13 protein-coding genes and 1 pseudogene are annotated in these 16913 nt (G+C 48.3%); 5 read left to right on the top strand and 9 right to left on the bottom strand.

Annotated elements, in window-relative coordinates:
- Positions 1–154 precede the first annotated feature (154 nt).
- Positions 155–1567, bottom strand: coding sequence for a PLP-dependent aminotransferase family protein (yjiR, locus tag AABJ99_RS20560; protein WP_039020408.1), 1413 nt, complete (start codon positions 1565–1567; stop codon positions 155–157).
- A 176-nt stretch (positions 1568–1743) separates the two neighbouring features.
- Here yjiR and yjiS point away from each other — a divergent pair, with 176 nt between their 5' ends.
- The 3 genes and pseudogenes from yjiS (at position 1744) to AABJ99_RS20545 (ending at position 4098) form a co-directional block, all read left to right on the top strand.
- The gene (yjiS, locus tag AABJ99_RS25065) at positions 1744–1908 is read left to right on the top strand and encodes a DUF1127 domain-containing protein (RefSeq protein ID WP_000394264.1); all 165 of its coding nucleotides are present in this window, start codon (positions 1744–1746) and stop codon (positions 1906–1908) included.
- 96 nt (positions 1909–2004) lie between these two features.
- Positions 2005–2610 (top strand): annotated as a pseudogene (locus AABJ99_RS20550) (DUF262 domain-containing protein); the annotation flags it as partial.
- A gap of 324 nt (positions 2611–2934) precedes the next feature.
- Complete coding sequence (locus AABJ99_RS20545; RefSeq protein ID WP_248793813.1) at positions 2935–4098, top strand: GmrSD restriction endonuclease domain-containing protein; 1164 nt, start codon at positions 2935–2937, stop codon at positions 4096–4098.
- A 46-nt stretch (positions 4099–4144) separates the two neighbouring features.
- Here AABJ99_RS20545 and symE read toward each other — a convergent pair whose 3' ends face one another.
- The 4 genes from symE to hsdR all read right to left on the bottom strand — a co-directional run bounded on the left by symE (position 4145) and on the right by hsdR (position 10444).
- On the bottom strand, positions 4145–4486 hold the full coding sequence (symE, locus tag AABJ99_RS20540) for an endoribonuclease SymE (RefSeq protein WP_039020406.1): 342 nt from the start codon (positions 4484–4486) through the stop codon (positions 4145–4147).
- Positions 4487–4706: 220 nt separating this feature from the next.
- A complete protein-coding gene (locus AABJ99_RS20535; protein WP_039020405.1) occupies positions 4707–6476 on the bottom strand; it encodes a restriction endonuclease subunit S in 1770 nt (589 codons plus the stop codon).
- Positions 6476–7945, bottom strand: a complete 1470-nt coding sequence (locus AABJ99_RS20530) for an N-6 DNA methylase (RefSeq protein WP_338387442.1) — start codon at positions 7943–7945, stop codon at positions 6476–6478. Before AABJ99_RS20530 ends, AABJ99_RS20535 begins: the two co-directional genes overlap by 1 nt.
- Positions 7946–8011: 66 nt before the next feature.
- Positions 8012–10444: an EcoAI/FtnUII family type I restriction enzme subunit R gene (gene hsdR / locus AABJ99_RS20525; protein WP_039020403.1), complete on the bottom strand. Its 2433-nt coding sequence runs from the start codon at positions 10442–10444 to the stop codon at positions 8012–8014.
- Positions 10445–10584: 140 nt separating this feature from the next.
- Between hsdR and AABJ99_RS20520 the strand changes: the two genes are divergently transcribed.
- Both AABJ99_RS20520 and AABJ99_RS20515 read left to right on the top strand, forming a co-directional pair.
- Positions 10585–11553: a hypothetical protein gene (locus tag AABJ99_RS20520; RefSeq protein ID WP_039020402.1), complete on the top strand. Its 969-nt coding sequence runs from the start codon at positions 10585–10587 to the stop codon at positions 11551–11553.
- 39 nt (positions 11554–11592) lie between these two features.
- The gene (locus AABJ99_RS20515) at positions 11593–11784 is read left to right on the top strand and encodes a hypothetical protein (protein WP_039020401.1); all 192 of its coding nucleotides are present in this window, start codon (positions 11593–11595) and stop codon (positions 11782–11784) included.
- An 86-nt stretch (positions 11785–11870) separates the two neighbouring features.
- On the opposite strand, the gene yjiA is transcribed toward AABJ99_RS20515, so the two are convergent.
- The 4 genes from yjiA to AABJ99_RS20495 all read right to left on the bottom strand — a co-directional run bounded on the left by yjiA (position 11871) and on the right by AABJ99_RS20495 (position 16729).
- Positions 11871–12827 carry a GTPase gene (yjiA, locus tag AABJ99_RS20510; protein WP_001297640.1) on the bottom strand — a complete coding sequence of 319 codons (957 nt, stop codon included), beginning with the start codon at positions 12825–12827 and terminating at the stop codon, positions 11871–11873.
- Positions 12828–12837: 10 nt separating this feature from the next.
- A complete protein-coding gene (gene yjiX, locus AABJ99_RS20505) occupies positions 12838–13041 on the bottom strand; it encodes a YbdD/YjiX family protein (protein ID WP_000467859.1) in 204 nt (67 codons plus the stop codon).
- A 49-nt stretch (positions 13042–13090) separates the two neighbouring features.
- Positions 13091–15241: a pyruvate/proton symporter BtsT gene (btsT, locus tag AABJ99_RS20500; protein ID WP_001314407.1), complete on the bottom strand. Its 2151-nt coding sequence runs from the start codon at positions 15239–15241 to the stop codon at positions 13091–13093.
- Between the two features lie 267 nt (positions 15242–15508).
- Positions 15509–16729 (bottom strand): amino acid deaminase, encoded by a 1221-nt coding sequence (locus AABJ99_RS20495; protein ID WP_039020400.1) that lies wholly within the window; start codon positions 16727–16729, stop codon positions 15509–15511.
- Positions 16730–16913: the final 184 nt, after the last annotated feature.

The raw sequence follows: 16913 nt of genomic DNA, 5'->3' as shown, positions 1-16913 counted from the left end.
TTTGTAGACCTGGTAAGGCGTTCACATGGCATCCGGCATGAACGAAGCGCACTTTGCCTAAGCCATGCAGGAACGTGACGATGACCCTGCAAAGATAAAACGAGTCACACGCGATTCGTGAGAGGAAATCAGGCGCTTCGCCACTATTTCGAATTCATTCCATTGCCCGATACACGGCCTCGCCAATTTGCTTCAGTGCTTCGCGATAGGTTTCGCTGAGCGGTAAAGCGCAGTTGATGCGTAGACAATTACGGTATTTGCCGGAAGCCGAGAAAATCGAGCCTGCCGCCACCTGGATTTTCATGCGGTACAGCTGTCGCGCAACGCAGACCATATCGACCTGTTCAGGCAATTCTATCCACAGTAAAAATCCGCCTTTCGGGCGCGTAATACAGATTTCGCAGGGAAAATATTCCCGTATCCAGCAGGTATAAAGCGCCAAATTGCGCTGATAATTCTGCCGCATCCGCCGGATATGGCGATGATAGTGACCTTCCAGCACAAACGTTGCCGCCGCCATTTGCGTGGACGGCACATTAAAGCTGCTGATGGCGTATTTCATATGCAGCAGTTTATCGTGATAGCGCCCCGGTGCGACCCAACCCACGCGCAGGCCTGGAGCAATACTTTTACTGAACGAGCTGCACAACAGCACTCGCCCGTCGATATCCCAGGAATGAATGGTCCGCGGGCGCGGATACTCCGTTGCCAGTTCGCCATAGACATCATCTTCAAAAATCACAATATCATGACGCTGGGCGAGAGAGAGAACGGCCCGTTTGCGTGCGTCCGGCATAATAAATCCCAGCGGATTATTACAGTTTGGCACCAGAATGATGCCTTTAATCGGCCACTGTTCCAGCGCCAGCTCCAGCGCTTCAACGCTGATGCCAGTTTCTGGATCGGTTGGGATTTCAATCACTTTCACGCCCATGCCGCGCAGCATCTGCATTGAACCGTAATAACAGGGGGATTCGACCGCGACAATATCGCCCGGTTTACACACCGCCATTAACGCCATCGACATCGAATTATGGCAGCCGCTGGTGATGATGATGTCATCGGCGGTGACTACCGAGCCGCTGTCGAGCATCAGGCGGGCAATCTGCTCTCGCAACACTCGCTGACCGGCTAACAAGTCATAACCGAGAACGGTTTGCAGATTATGCTGTACCACCCGGCTTAGCTCCCGCCAGAGTGGTTTCAGGCTGGGCGTTTCGACATCCGGCGTGCTTTTGCTTAACGGAACAATGGAACTGTCGCTATGCGCCTCCAGCATATCCAGTACCTGATCCCACTGGGTAATTTCCACCGGGCGCTGCACCGGACGTGACATCGGCGGCACTGGCGGCTGGGCTTTACGTTGTGCGACAAAATACCCCGAACGCGGCTGCGGAGTGATGAGCTTCATCGTTTCCAGCATCTGATACGCCTGCTGCACGGTGCTGATGCTGACGCCGTGCTCCTGACTCAAGCTACGCACCGACGGCAATTTCTCCCCGTGACGATACAGCCCTTGCTCAATCCGCCCGGCAAGCAGAGTCGCCAGATGTTGATAACGCGTCATGCTGTATTCCTTATGTGGACCATACAGAGAGAAAAACCGGTACAGATGAGGCTAAAAAACCGGATGCAGATGCTGTTTTAACCTGTCTGTATGTTAAATAAAACTAATATTTGCATCTGTATTGTGAACTGCCAGAAGACGGATGATGAAGCCTCTGAAAGATGAGGAGGCAGCAGATGGAATTTCACGAAAACAAAGCTAAAGCGCCGTTTATCGGCCTGGTGCAACTCTGGCAGGCGGTGAGGCGTTGGCGGCGGCAAATGCAGACCCGACGCGTGTTACAGCAGATGAGTGATGAGCGGTTGAGGGATATCGGGTTACGCAGGGAGGATGTGGAGTGAGGGGGCAATTCATCGCAGATAAACCGGATTTCTCTATAACCTTCACAAGGAAGTGGTTATTATTGCGAAATCATCGCTTCACGGATAGACGTCAGAATGAAAGCTACAGAAGCTCGCCTACTCGATTTTTTAAAACGTTCGCAGCAGTTTGTTATTCCCATTTATCAACGGACTTATTCATGGACAGAACAACAATGTCGGCAACTTTGGGACGACATCATTCGTGCCGGAAAGCGTGACGATATATCAGCGCATTTTATCGGTTCGGTTGTTTATATAGAGCAGGGATTGTATCAGGTTTCTGGTATTTCTCCGTTGCTGGTCATTGATGGTCAACAGCGGCTGACGACCGCAATGTTGCTGATTGAAGCTTTATCGCGCCATCTTGGTGAAGACGAAGTTTTTGATGGCTTTTCAGCAATGAAATTGCGTAATTACTATTTGCTCAATCCTTATGAGTCCGGCGAGAAAGGATTTAAATTACTGCTGACCGAGACTGATAAAGACAGTTTGCTGGCGTTAATAAAACAAAGACCAATGCCAGAAAACTATTCCCATCGAATAATGGAAAACTTTACTTTCTTTGATGAACAAATTGCCAAACTCGGTGATGACTTGATCCCCTTATGTCGTGGGTTAGCAAAGTTATTAATTGTCGATGTGGCGCTTAATCGTGGTCAGGATAATCCGCAACTGATTTTTGAAAGTATGAACTCCACCGGTAAGGCGTTAAGTCAGGCCGATCTGGTGCGCAATTTTATTCTGATGGGCCTCGAACCAGAGCATCAAACCCGGTTGTATGAAGATCACTGGCGACCCATGGAAGTCGCCTTTGGTCAGCAAGGTTACAGCGAATATTTTGACAGTTTTATGCGTCATTATCTGACGGTAAAAACGGGGGAGATCCCTCGGACAGATGAAGTCTATGAGGCATTTAAACTCCATGCCCGCAGCCAGAGTGTTGCTGAAAAAGGCGTAGATCGGCTGGTTGAAGATATTCACATCTACGCGGAGTATTACTGTGTAATGGCATTGGGAAAAGAAAGTGACAAATCGCTTGCCACGGCTTTTCAGGATCTGCGCGAGTTAAAAGTCGATGTGGCGTATCCTTTCTTACTGGTGCTTTATCATGACTATAAAAATGGCGATTTGTCTCACGAAGATTTCCTGAGCATAATTCGTTTAATTGAATCTTATGTTTTCCGCCGTGCAGTATGTGCGATTCCGACGAATTCTTTGAACAAGACATTTGCCACGTTTTATAAAGTCATTAATAAAGAAAAATATCTGGAAAGTATTCAGGTGCATTTTTTGAACCTGCCTTCATATCGTCGTTTTCCCAACGATGATGAATTTAAACGGGAATTAAAAGTTCGCGATCTCTATAACTTCCGCAGTCGCAGCTACTGGTTACGACGACTGGAAAACGATAAACGCAGAGAGCGCGTGGAAGAGTTTACGATTGAGCACATTATGCCGCAGAATGAAAATCTGTCGGCTAAATGGCGCGAAGAGCTGGGAAGCGACTGGCAGCGTATTCATAAAGAATTGTTGCATACGTTGGGGAATCTCACTTTAACGCGCTATAACTCCCGCTACAGTGACAGACCTTTCGCGGAAAAACGCGATATTGAAGACGGCTTTAAGCATAGCCCGCTTTATTTGAATATCGGTCTTGGACAGTGCGAAAAATGGGATGAAGCTGCCATTCACGCCCGAGCCGATCGTCTGGCCGATCTCGCGGTTCAGGTCTGGCAAGCGCCTTCTCTTCCTGAAGAGGTTTTAGCTGTTTATCGGGGGCAGCCGGAAAACAAAACCAGTTACAGCCTGAGTGATTATCCTTTTCTTGCTGATGGTTCGCATAGCCGGGTGTTATTCGATCATCTTAGCGATGAAGTTATGCGCCTGGACGCAGGGATCACGCAGGAAGTATTGAAGCTCTATATTGCGTTTAAAGCGGAAACGAATTTTGTTGATGTTGTGCCGCAAAAAAGCCGACTGCGATTGTCGCTTAATATGCAGTTTCATGAACTGGTCGATCCGAAAGGTATTGCCAAAGATGTGACAAATGTTGGGCGCTGGGGCAATGGCGATGTAGAAATTGGTTTCAGCGACCTCGCACAACTTCCTTACATTATGGGATTAATCCGTCAGGCATTTGAAAAACAGATGGAGAGCACGTTGGTATAACGTGGCGAATAATACCCGGTAGCACTGGCGCTACCGGGTCAATGTATCAGGCGACTTTCTGTTTACCGGCAATCACCCCAATAAACTCCTGCACCTGCTTCTGTTTACGCGCTGACAGTTTGCACACCTGGCGCAGCGACTGCATCAGTTCGCTCTCTTCGGGGGCGGGTGGTTGGGCGGTGAGGACAATACAGCCTTCCATCACTTTGACATCTACCGCCGTGCCGGTGACAAAACCGGCGGCTTCCAGCCACTGACCTTTCAGGGTGATGGCGGGAATACGGCTGTAATCCGGGTAGCGACTCGCATAACTCACGGTTAATTGACGGTTATTTGCCGGGGAGACTTCTGCTTCGAACGGTTGTGCAATAGAATGCGTGTCAGTCATAACTGCTATTCTCCGATAATAGTGATTGTGATGAGCGGTGCGGGTGTGTTGGCGCACATCCGCACCGCGCTAAATACCTGGACATATCATCAGTAAATACAGGGAAAGTCCAGCTAAAAATTAATGAAAATAAGATGAAAATTAGCGTGAAATATAATTTTTGCTGATGTGAATAAAGCGGCTATTGAGCCGCTTTATTGCTTTTTTGAGGGCGGGAAAATTAGTTTATCGCCGCGTCAGTGAGTGCATCTGCAAGGTGCAGTTGGGTTTGCTGGGCGGATTGAATGTAGGCTTTTAGAACATCGCAAACTGATAATAAGTTTTGAACTTTATCAACAATACGATGGAATTCTTCTAATGGTGGACATGGGAAAAACAATTGACTTAATATATCAATGTTGATGTTTTTTTGCGCAGTTGATGGGGCGAATTTTTCCAGAGTGGATTTTATTGTCATCATGAAATAATGAAAATAAAGAACAGGTATTTCATTTTCATATGGAGTAAAGCCAACTACACTATCGGGAAAACAAGCATCAAAGTTTAAAATACCAGAGTCTGCAATATTTGCAGCAATCGTAATACAAAGAGTACCTTTATTCCATAATTTACTTTGACTTAATCCTAGTTGATTATATAGCGCGGAATATGTATTTATACATCCATTAGATCTTGCAACATCACCTGTTTGTACTAATGGGATTGTGCCATCAGCATAAAGAGTGGGATCGTTACGAGGTCTATGTTTAGATCTTCCTCTAGCAAGTATTCCAATATCTGATAGGTAACTCCACTCCCACCCTTCCGGCAGTTCAAACGGCTTTTCCTCATCGCTAATCGGCGGCAACGGTTTTTGTTTTTTTATTTTTCCTTCTTTCACCAGTTGTGCTTTTTCCTGCGCAATTCGTTTGAGCAGTTCAGAGGCTGGTTCATCATTCGGATCCTGCGGCACAAGTTTACCCATTACGGCCAGTTGCAGAATGGTCTGTTTTAACGCATCCACGCTAGCTTCAGTGGTAAATAGTGGGTCGAAATGCTCGCTAATACGAGCCCAGTTTTCAGCCAGTTCCTCGGCGTTTTGGCTGTCAGTCAGCGTTCCCAACAGGGTTTCAACCAGTTGCTGATGTGCGTCCAGACTGGTCAGGGATTGCTGTTCCAGTTGGTCGCATAGGGACATGAGTTCATTCATCTTTTTAACAATATGAATTTGCTCTTTAGCTGGAGGAATACATACTGGTAATGGGTTAAGTTTTGCTAACGATATATTAGCAATATTTGTAGTTTGACTTGCTGATTCAATTAACTGTGATTTATAAGTTTCGCATCTGAGTAAGGCCATTAAATAAATTTCATTAACAACTAATGGTCTCAATACACTCAAGAATCCGCCAAATGTAAATTTGCTATTATCAGGTAGAGAAGCTAGGGCGACTTTACCAACCAATTCACGACTATTTGCCATAGACATGACTATATCGTGTTCTTGGAGGTATTGATCATCTCGCTTTACAAAACTATCAGATATATATATTAAATCATCCCAATCTATTTTTTCTTGCACGTTCGCTGTTCGTAAACAAGCTATTTTACCTGGGGCTTGAAATTGAGACTTCTCATTTCCTGGAAAAGTTATGCCACGAATGATATTAGTAAAGTCACCCAATCGCACCCACTCCCATCCCTCCGGCAATTCAAACGGCTTCTCTTCCTCGCTAATTTCCGGCAGTGGTTTTTGCTTTTTAATTTTACCTTGCTTCACCAGCTCTGCTTTTTCCGCCGCAATACGCTTCAGCAGCTCCGACGCCGGTTCATCGTTCGGGTCTTGCGGCACCAGTTTACCGCGCACAGCCAGTTCCAGAATCAGCTCACGTAATTTCTTAATGCCATATAAATCAATTTTTCCGGAACTGCCGCGCCCGGCGGTGGAACGGGTTTGCAACGCCGAGGTCCAGGTTTCCATATGATCAACGATCAGCTTTTCCACACTCATTAGTTAACCTCCTTGCCAGACAGCGCAGCGCCAAGAATATCGCGCAGTTGATTACGCAGCGTCTGGATCTCCGCCTGCTGTTTTGCATACTGCGCTAACAGTTCGTCCGGATCATGGCTAACGGTTTCCGCCTGATGTGGGTTTTTAATATCCAGATTGAAGTTACGCGCAATCACGTCATCAATGCTGACTTTCCACGCCTGCTCATTCTCGACGCGGCTGGCAAAACCATCGGCCTCGTTCCCCCACCAGTCGATTTCCGCCTGAAACTCTTCAAACTTCATCGGCTTGGTTTTACTGTAATTTTTCACGCCCGCCGGATACGGATGCTCATAGAACCAAATCTCTTTGGTTGGCTGACCTTTGGTAAAGAACAACAGGTTGGTTTTAATGCCGGTATAGGGGTTAAACACACCATTCGGTAAGCGCACGATGGTATGCAGGTTGCACTCTTCGGTAAGCAGTTTTTTGATTTTGGTTTTAACGCCTTCGCCAAATAGTGTGCCATCCGGCAATACCACCGCCGCGCGACCGTTTTTCGCCAGTACTTCCACAATCAGTTGCAGGAACAGATCCGCCGTTTCGCGGGTTTGCATCTCTGCCGGAAAGTTCTTCTCAATACCGTCTTCTTCCGTGCCACCAAACGGCGGGTTGGTAACAATGACATCCAGTTGCTCATCCCAGGAGGAAAGCGGTTTGTTCAGGGTGTTGTCGTGACGAATTTGTACCGGTACTTCAATGCCGTGCAACAGCATATTGGTGGTCGCCAGCAGGTGCGGAAGCTGTTTTTTCTCAACACCGTGGATCTGTTGTTGCAGCGTCTGATGATCGGCGACGCTCTTCACGTATTTGTTCTTTACATGATCAAATGCGCAGGCAAGAAAACCGCCCGTACCGCAGGCCGGGTCCATAATGGATTCGCCGAGTTTCGGATCGACGCGATCCACCATAAAGCGAGTGACGGCGCGTGGAGTATAGAATTCACCAGCATTGCCCGCAGATTGCAGATCTTTAAGGATCTGTTCGTAAATATCACCAAACAGATGGCGTTCGCTGGCGCTGGTAAAGTCAATTTCGTTCAGCTTGTTGATCACCTGGCGCAGTAGCGTACCGTTTTTCATATAGTTATAGGCATCGCTGAACGCCTGCTTCACCACGTAGCCGCGTGGGTTTTTATCGATAGGTGTAGTGAGGTTTTTCAACGCCGGGAACAGATCATCATTAACGAATTCCAGCAGGGAATCACCGGTAATGCCCTGAGCGTTTGCGGCCCAACTGCGCCATAAATAACGCTGTGGGATCGGATATTGATAGTTATCCTGCTCCAGTTCCAGCGCCTCTTCCTGGGCATCGAAGATTTTCAAAAACAGCAGCCAGGAGAGCTGACCGAGACGCTGCGCATCGCCATCCACACCGGCATCTTTGCGCATAATATCTTGTAATGATTTGATTACTGAACTGATAGACATGTTGTATTCCATGAAAAACAAGGCCTTCTGCAACATGATGGTTGCAGAAGGCGCAAAAGAGAGTTGTTAAGCAGAGCGGGGCGGTAATTGGTAGATTTCGTTTTCCAGCTCGCTGAGCGCCTGATTATACCCGTTACGGTCGCCAAATCCGGTTTTAATAATCTCCGGTAAGGTGCCCATGCTGTCGAATGGCTTAAGTTTCAGCACCTGAATACTTTCGATCTCCTGTACGCCCGCATCGGCGTATTTATCCAGCAGATTATCGAGCACGGTTTGCGCTGCTTCAGAGTATTTTGTGAAATAGTTCCGCTTGCGCACGTTCTCGGCGCGCTCTTTGCGGGTTAACGGCGGCTGACCATACACTACGTGGCAAAGCATGTCGAACGGGTCGAGATCTTTACCGACTTCTTCTGCCAGCACTTCCCAGATGATCCCTTGTTGTTCCAGCTCGTGAATGATCGCTTCTTTGCGATCGGCGTCCTGCCACTTGCGGGTAAAGTCATCCAGCGAGGCATATTCTTTGAGCAGTGTTTTGCGGGTGTAATCTTTAAAAGATTCGGTAACCAGTTTACCGTCGGCATCGTAATACTGAACACGCTGCGCAATAACGCCCACCGCTACACCGTTGACGTGAAACTTGCGGATTTTCTTCTCGTCTTCTTCCGGAAGTGGGCCGACATCATCGGTATCGTTAACCTGGTATGGTGGCGCAGGCGGTTCATCAACGCCTGTTACCTGTTCGTCGTCATGTTCGCTGATTTCTTCGAGTTTCTCTTCAAAATCAGATTCTGGATCGGCGATATCCTCTGGTGTGGTATCCATGACTTTTTCGGGAATGCCATCGAAACGCTCATCGGCAAACAGTTCGGTGGCTTTTTTAAAGTCGAGGATGGTAAACCAGAGTTTGCCGTAACGTTCGTCGATGCGTGTACCACGACCGATAATTTGCTTGAATTTGGTCATCGACTGGATGTTCTGGTCCAGTACTACCAGTTTGCAGGTTTTAGCATCCACACCAGTGGTCATCAGCTCTGAAGTGGTCGCGATAACCGGGTACGGTTTTTTCGGGTTGATGAAGTTATCCAACTGAGCTTTGCCAATTTCATCATCGCCGGTGATTTTCATGACGTATTTGTCGTTCTTTTTCACCTGCTCCGGGTTGAGATTAACCAGGGCGCGGCGCATACGTTCTGCATGATCGATGTCGTTACAGAAGACGATGGTTTTATCCATCGGATTGGTGCGCTTGAGGTAGTCGGTAATGGTTCTGGCAACCAGTTCTGTGCGTTCGTCGATTACCATCGTGCGATCGAAATCTTTCTGGTTATAGATACGATCGTCGATCACTTCGCCGTTTAAGTCAGTTTGCCCTTTGGTTGGGCGCCAGCCTTGCAGATCAACATCAATATCAACACGGACAACTTTATAAGGGGCGAGGAAGCCGTCTTCGATCCCTTCTTTTAGCGAGTAGACGTAAACCGGATCGCCGAAGTAATCCGTGCTGGAGACTTCATGCGTCTCTTTTGGCGTGGCGGTTAAGCCAATTTGGGTGGCGGAACTGAAATAATCAAGGATCTCTCGCCAGGCGCTGTCTTCGGATGCGCTGCCGCGATGGCATTCGTCGATCACGATCAGATCGAAGAAATCTGGTGCGACTTGTTTAAACGCTTTTTGGTCTTCCTCCGGGCCAGTTATAGCCTGATAGAGCGCGAGGTGAATTTCATAAGCGGGATCAATGGTGCGTCCGCTGACTTTGGTCATTGCCGTACCAAATGGCTGGAAATCATTATTTTTGGTTTGGTCGACCAGAATATTGCGATCGGCAAGGAACAAAATGCGTTTTTTATTTTTTGATTTCCACAGGCGCCAGATGATCTGGAATGCGGTATAGGTTTTCCCTGTTCCGGTCGCCATGACCAGGAGAACGCGGTTTTGCCCGTTGGAGACGGCTTCAATGGTTTTGTTGATTGCCTGAAGCTGGTAATAACGTGGCGATTTACCGCTGCCATCGTCGTAATAGTCCTGAGTAATCACCGGAAGCTGAGCTTGTGTGTATCCTTTCCAGAGGCAGAATTTTTGCCAGAGTTCAGCGGGGGAGGGGAAGTCATCCAGCGTTATTTGCTTTTCAAGGCATTCACCTTCGGTTGCGGTGGCATCGCGGAAGATAAAGCCATCACCGTTGGTGGCAAAAACAAAAGGAACGTCCAGCAGGCGCGCATATTCAATGCCCTGTTGCATCCCTTTGCCAATTTCATGTTTGTTGGCTTTTGCTTCAATCACGGCTAAGGGAATGCCTGGTTTGTGATACAGCACGATGTCAGCAGATTTTACCGTTCTGCGTGCCGCAACTTTACCACGTACGATGACTTTACCGTCCCGGAGTTTGACCTCCTGTCTGATTTGCGTTGTGTTGTCCCAGCCTGCATTGAGAATGGCTGGCATAACGCATTTGGTAATGATGTCTGCTTCCGTCAGGTTACTTAGGTTCAGTTCCGCCATGGGGTATTCTCATCTAAATGCGATGCGCAAATTCTACACAGAAAAATAGATGAATTCATCTGTTCAAAGAGTATTATCAGCATTAAGTCACTGTTTTAAATGTATTCTTGAGTTTCATCAATAGCTGGAGAAGGATTCATATGGAGAATGTTCGGTTCTTGCAAGGAGTGAAACAATATTTTTGTACTAAGGCATTAGATGTCATTCTGCTAATTTATCTATTTCTTGGTTTTATACTTCTCCCTTATAAATATCTGTGGAAAGATATTATTTTATCTCTGTGCTTTGTTGGTATTCTTCTTTATGCATTAGTGGAAGAAAATCGCATTACAGAATATATGGGGTATTTTGTTAAGTTCAGTAATAAAAACAGGTTGAATAGTTGTGCTGCCTGGTGTTCACTTATTGCATGGTTTATATTTTTGTTTTTTGTGCTTTCAATTAATATTTTTCCAGTCAGTGCCTCTGTATACGTTTTTAGTGCTTTTTCAGTATTTGTTTTTCTGGGAGGTATTTTTATTATATTAGAGTTAGAGTTTAAAGAAAATAAAAGATTAATGATTATTAGGTCTGTGACTATAGCAGTCATGCCAATTATATATTTATTCACAAGTAGTTATGCTTCCAGTTTATTTTTAAGTTTGAGTAATCTAAACATCACGCTAACTCCATGGGTTGAGTATTTCTGGAAAGGGATGGCTTTTATGTTGCTTTTCTTCATGTTAATGCAACTTATTATCTATTTTGCTTTTTTAACTCTGGGGACTAAATTAAATGTGTATAGGTTATTTATACTTGCCGGAGCATTTATCGTATCTACTATTTTAGTGGCTTTTGCTTCAAAAAATGTAGAAGGAATTTCGTACTACGTTTTAAAAACCACCATAGATTTTGAATGGCGTAATCAGATTAAATGTGGCCAGTTGAATATTTCACGTTCGAATGAAAAGTATTTTGGGTTTAATACTGATAAATATACTGTATTTTATTCCAATAGAGAGGGTAAATGGGGTTTTGATGAGTTGAAATGTAAGAAAGGTTCTGACAGGAGAGATGCATATTCCATTGAGAATGTCTCAGAATATAACGTGCCTGGATGGCTGAAATAAGTCATTAATATAAATTAATAGTAAAGGTTCTGATCATAAATGAGCATAGTTAAACATAAACTGGGCACACTCCACACACTTGATGTGCAGCAAGAAGCTGAACTCATGGCTTTGGTTAATAAATCCGACGAAGACATTGATTACAGCGACATTCCTGCTTCTGGTAGCGAAGCATGGTCTGACGCCACACGCGGCAATTTTTTGCCAGATCCAGGTATTCACGCGCAATAAAACTTAGCGGAGGGGAGCACGTCGTTCTGTTTCCCCCCTCACTGCTAAATGGGGCATTGAGCTGCTTTACACTCAACCTTTCACGATTACTTCCTCAACCCCGCAAACGCAGCCCGAATCTCTTCCTCCGGCAGCTGAATCCCGATAAACACCATAGTGCTATGCGGTTTTTCATCGCCCCACGGCCTGTCCCAGTCGGCGCTGTAGAGGCGCTGGACGCCCTGGAACAACAGGCGATTAGGTTCGCCGTCAATCCATAGCATCCCTTTGTAACGCAGCAGTTTATCTGCCGATTCCAGCAGCAGGTTTTCCATCACGCGGGAAACTTCGCTGATATCTACCGGGTAATCCAGTTCTACCACAATCGACGAAATATCGTTTTGTTTATCCGCGATAAAGTGGAAACGCGGTTTGGTGCTGACGACGTTTTCTTCCAGCATAAAACCGTTGGTGTTGAACAGCAGGCCCAGATCGATGTCGCCGTGGGTGACGGTGTAGACCGGTGCGCGGGCGTTGATGCGCGCCAGGCGTTCACGCAGTTTTTCTGCTTCGCCTGCGACGTCGGTTTTGGTCAGCAGAATACGGTCGGCGTAGCCAACCTGTGACTGGGCGATGGTGAACTGGTTCATCTGCTCATCGGCATGTACCGCATCCACCAGCGCAATCACGCCGTCCAGCAGGTAACGCTGGCATAAAATCTCATGGGAGAAAAAGGTCTGAATAATCGGGCCGGGATCGGCCATGCCGGTGCATTCAATGACCAGACGATCGAATTGAATATTGCCCTTGTCGAGATTATCCAGCAGGTCGAGTAGCGCGTCCTCCAGCTCGTTGGAGCGCGAACAACAGATGCAGCCGTTGGTCAGCGTTTTGATCTGCGTGGCGCGGTCGCCAATCAGTTGATCATCAACGGAGACTTCGCCGAATTCGTTTTCAATCACGGCAATTTTGTAGCCGTGCTGTTCATTAAGAATATGGCGCAGCAGGGTGGTTTTGCCTGCGCCTAAAAAACCGGTGAGTAGGGTAACTGCAATCGGGTTCATGCTCTCTCCATTAACAACAGCGCATACCGCCTTTACCATCGCCGCCGTAGCGCGCGTTCTGGCGTTCGCGGAAGAATTCTTCATAGCTCATGTACGGCTTGTCGGGATGGTTGGTCTTCATATGCTCGACGTAGTTGTCGTAGTCTGGAATGCCAATCAACATCTTCGCCGCCTGGCCGAGATATTTTTTTGCCTGTCCTAAGTTACCAAACATAGTTCACTCTGATAAGAACAAAGCCCCGCCGAAGCGGGGCTAAACACGGTTAGTGGTGCGAAGAGATCTTCACGCCGCCTTCCGGGATTGGAACGTACGGTGTTTCTTTGTCAGTACGTTTGTCGCTGTTACGCACCTTCAGCCAGGTTTTGAAACCGTAGAAGATGATGCTGTACACCACAATCAGGAACAGAATACTCAGGCCCGCGTTGGTGTAGTTGTTCACAACGATGTGGTTCATGTTGGCAATCTGCTGTGCCGTCAGGTCAGTACCGTTAGCAATCTTCTCTTTGTACTGGCTTGCCATGTAGAAGAAGCCTTCCATCTGCGGGTTGGTGCTGAACAGTTTCAGGCCCAGCGCCCAAGTGGTGCAGATAAGCAGCCATACAGCCGGAACAACAGTCACCCAGATGTATTGGGTGCGCTTCATCTTAATCAGCACAACGGTGCCCAGTACCAGCGCTACGGCTGCCAGCATCTGGTTGGAGATACCGAACAGCGGCCACAGGCTCTTAACGCCGCCCAGCGGATCGACCACGCCCTGATACAGCAGGTAGCCCCACAGACCCACACAGCCCGCAGTACCGATGATACCGGCAACCAGAGAATCGGTTTTTTTCAGGAACGGGATGAAGTTACCCAGCAGGTCTTGCAGCATAAAGCGGCCAGAACGGGTACCCGCATCCAGCGCGGTCAGGATGAACAGGGCTTCGAACAGAATACCGAAGTGATACCAGAAGCCCATGTCAGCCATCGGCAGCACTTTGTGGAACACGTGAGCGATACCTACCGCCAGCGTCGGCGCACCACCTGCACGGTTCAGGACAGAAGGCTCACCAATGTCTTTCGCGGTTTGCAGGATCTGCTCTGGCGAAATCACGAAGCCCCAGGAGCTGACAGTCGCTGCCGCGTGTGCGGTAACGTCTTTCAGCTGCGCCATGATGATCGGCGCGTTCTCGCCACCCATTTCATGCAGGTTAGGCATGGTGATGCCAAGGCCCGCAGGCGGGGTATTCATCGCGAAGTAAAGACCCGGTTCGATGATGGACGCAGCAACCAGCGCCATAATCGCCACGAAGGACTCCATCAGCATTGCGCCGTAGCCAATGAAACGCGCGTCGGTTTCGTTAGCCAGCAGTTTCGGCGTCGTACCGGAGGAGATCAGCGCGTGGAAGCCAGATACCGCACCACAGGCGATGGTGATGAACAGGAACGGGAACAGAGCGCCTTTCCACAGCGGGCCAGTACCGTCAATGTACTGCGTCATCGCAGGCATTTTCAGTTCCGGGTTCAGCACCACGATACCCAGTGCCAGGCCGACGATAACGCCGATTTTCAGGAAGGTTGCCAGATAGTCGCGCGGTGCGAGGATCAGCCACACCGGCAGCAGTGCGGAAACAAACGCATAGCCAATCAGTGCGAAGGTAATGGTGGTGTCTTTAAAGGTCAGTGCCGGACCCCAGTACGGATCGTGAGCAATTACGCCACCGAAGTAGATAGAGGCAACCAGCAGCACGATACCAATAACAGAGACTTCACCTACACGCCCCGGACGGATAAAGCGCATGTAGATACCCATAAACAGCGCAATTGGTACGGTTGAGCAAACGGTGAAGACACCCCACGGACTTTCGGCCAGGGCTTTAACCACAATCAGTGCCAGGACGGCAAGGATGATGATCATGATTAAGAAACAGCCAAACAGCGCGATAGTTCCCGGTACTGGCCCCATCTCTTCTTTGATCATCTCACCGAGAGATGCGCCGTTACGGCGAGAGGAGATAAACAGCACCATAAAGTCCTGAACCGCACCGGCCAGCACTACCCCCGCCAGCAGCCACAGTGTACCAGGCAGGTAGCCCATCTGCGCGGCGAGAACCGGACCAACCAGCGGACCCGCACCGGCGATAGCGGCGAAGTGGTGACCAAACAACACGTAACGGTTGGTCGGAACATAGTTCAGACCGTCATTGTTAATAACCGCAGGCGTCGCGCGCGTGGGGTCGAGTTTCATCACTTTCTGGGCGATGTACAGACTGTAGTAGCGATAAGCCACCAGATACACTGACACAGAGGCGACCACGATCCACAGGGCACTGACGTGCTCCCCCCGACGTAATGCAACTACCGCGAGGCAGAATGCACCGATGATTCCAAGAATCACCCAGGGTATGTGCTTGAATATCTTTTTAGTATCCATAGTAAAACCTGGCATGTATTGATTAATAGTAGGCCGAAGCCGTTCTAGGTTTGCGTTGCGTTTGAGGAGGTAAATTGACCGCTATCCTGCAGTGATGTTGCCAGAGTTACGCGCGCGTAAAGTAAGGTAAATAACTGAGTGGTTATATTTGGGACGTAAGCGGTCAGGAATGGCGGTGAGCGGTTGGGCAAGAATTATTCGTCGGGTGGATATGTGATTGAGATCACAATAAAAATGCCCCTTCGATAATTAACCGAAGGGGTATTCTTAGAAGAGAGTGTCTAATTCCGCCAGTACGTTGTAGTCGTCATCAGTCAATAACAACGCTTTCCATTTGTCGAAGGTCAGGCACGGATGCGATGTGCCAAACACCAGAATGTCCCCCACTTGCACGTCGCTGTTGGCAGCCAGTTGTAACATGCAGTGCTGATCCATAATGCCTGTACTGCGAATCGCCTGTGGATCAAATGCCAGTGATTTGCCGTTGCGGTAGTGGGCGACTGGTTGCGGCAGTCCGGCGTCGAAGGCGCAATCACGCTTACCAAAATTTACCACCGCACGATCAGCTTCCGGCACCGATTGCACCATGGCGACCAGTTCCAGCGCAGATGTGAGATCGCCTGCCAGATCACAGGCCACAGGATCACGGGCGAGCAACTGTTGTTGTGCCGCGTCGTAGATCCCGGTGTCGTGAGTGATGTAGCAGCCAGGGCGAATAACAATGCGGCAGTTATCAGGCTTTTCTGCCGCCAGCCAGATATTGCACACCACGTCATACCAGACCGTGCCTGCTCCGGTGAGAATAAACTCGCCATCAACCAGACTTGCTATATCACAGGCCAGTTGTGCGGCATCCCGCAGCAGAGCTTCTACCTGCGGTTGTGGATCGTCACCGTGTAAAACACCTTCATATAACTCAAGCCCGCGCAGACGTAGCCCTGGTAATTGGGCCGCCTGTTTAGCCAGTGCCAGTGCGGCATCCGTTGAGCGGCAACCACAGCGTCCGCCGGGAACACCCAGCTCAATCATCACGTTCAGTGTCTGTTGCTGACTGGCAAAAAAGGCAGACAAAGCGCGGGCGTTCTCAATGCTGTCGATACAGCAGATAAAATCGACCGTCGGGTAATGTTGTTGCAACCGGGCAATCAACTGCATATTCGCCTTGCCGACCAGCTGGTTAACCATCAGCACTCGCTGAATACCGCTCGCCATTGCCGCACCAGCCTGCCATGCGCTACCGACACCTATTGCCCAGGCACCAGCTGCCTGCTGCGCCTGAAAAATCCACGGCGTCATGGTGGTTTTACCGTGCGGTGCCAGCGAAACGCCGCGCGCGTCAGCATAACGCTGCATCCACGTAATGTTGTTCTCCAGGGCCTGCTTTTTAATGATCGCGGCAGGTAAACAGACATCTTCGGCAAGGAGATTTGCGGGCATTTGCATCAGGGCAGATTTATGGGGAACCAGAGGTTCAGAGTGGTATTTCATAACATTCACCTTTTAAGTTTTTCACCGTATCGGATATGAGTATCATTTGTAACTAAATGAAATATAAATATTTAATTTATTTATCTTATGATTTATGAATAAAAGTATCAGAAAATCATCTGGGTTTGGCGTAGTTTTCCACTGTTTTTCGTCCTTGTAAATGGTTAACTTGTCACCATTGCAG

This window comes from Escherichia coli (assembly GCF_036503815.1).
GTDB lineage: Bacteria > Pseudomonadota > Gammaproteobacteria > Enterobacterales > Enterobacteriaceae > Escherichia > Escherichia coli_F.
Note: the sequence above shows the minus strand (reverse complement) of the source record. Positions and strands in the feature narration are given on the sequence as shown.

What these genes read in the sequence shown, in the direction of transcription:
- btsT (WP_001314407.1), bottom strand. Translation starts at nt 15,241, where the DNA reads ATGGATACTAAAAAGATATTCAAGCACATACCCTGGGTGATTCTTGGA.
- AABJ99_RS20515 (WP_039020401.1), top strand. Translation starts at nt 11,593, where the DNA reads ATGAGCATAGTTAAACATAAACTGGGCACACTCCACACACTTGATGTG.
- AABJ99_RS20535 (WP_039020405.1), bottom strand. Translation starts at nt 6,476, where the DNA reads ATGAGTGTGGAAAAGCTGATCGTTGATCATATGGAAACCTGGACCTCG.
- hsdR (WP_039020403.1), bottom strand. Translation starts at nt 10,444, where the DNA reads ATGGCGGAACTGAACCTAAGTAACCTGACGGAAGCAGACATCATTACC.
- yjiS (WP_000394264.1), top strand. Translation starts at nt 1,744, where the DNA reads ATGGAATTTCACGAAAACAAAGCTAAAGCGCCGTTTATCGGCCTGGTG.
- yjiA (WP_001297640.1), bottom strand. Translation starts at nt 12,827, where the DNA reads ATGAACCCGATTGCAGTTACCCTACTCACCGGTTTTTTAGGCGCAGGC.
- yjiR (WP_039020408.1), bottom strand. Translation starts at nt 1,567, where the DNA reads ATGACGCGTTATCAACATCTGGCGACTCTGCTTGCCGGGCGGATTGAG.
- AABJ99_RS20530 (WP_338387442.1), bottom strand. Translation starts at nt 7,945, where the DNA reads ATGTCTATCAGTTCAGTAATCAAATCATTACAAGATATTATGCGCAAA.
- yjiX (WP_000467859.1), bottom strand. Translation starts at nt 13,041, where the DNA reads ATGTTTGGTAACTTAGGACAGGCAAAAAAATATCTCGGCCAGGCGGCG.
- symE (WP_039020406.1), bottom strand. Translation starts at nt 4,486, where the DNA reads ATGACTGACACGCATTCTATTGCACAACCGTTCGAAGCAGAAGTCTCC.
- AABJ99_RS20495 (WP_039020400.1), bottom strand. Translation starts at nt 16,729, where the DNA reads ATGAAATACCACTCTGAACCTCTGGTTCCCCATAAATCTGCCCTGATG.
- AABJ99_RS20520 (WP_039020402.1), top strand. Translation starts at nt 10,585, where the DNA reads ATGGAGAATGTTCGGTTCTTGCAAGGAGTGAAACAATATTTTTGTACT.
- AABJ99_RS20545 (WP_248793813.1), top strand. Translation starts at nt 2,935, where the DNA reads ATGGCATTGGGAAAAGAAAGTGACAAATCGCTTGCCACGGCTTTTCAG.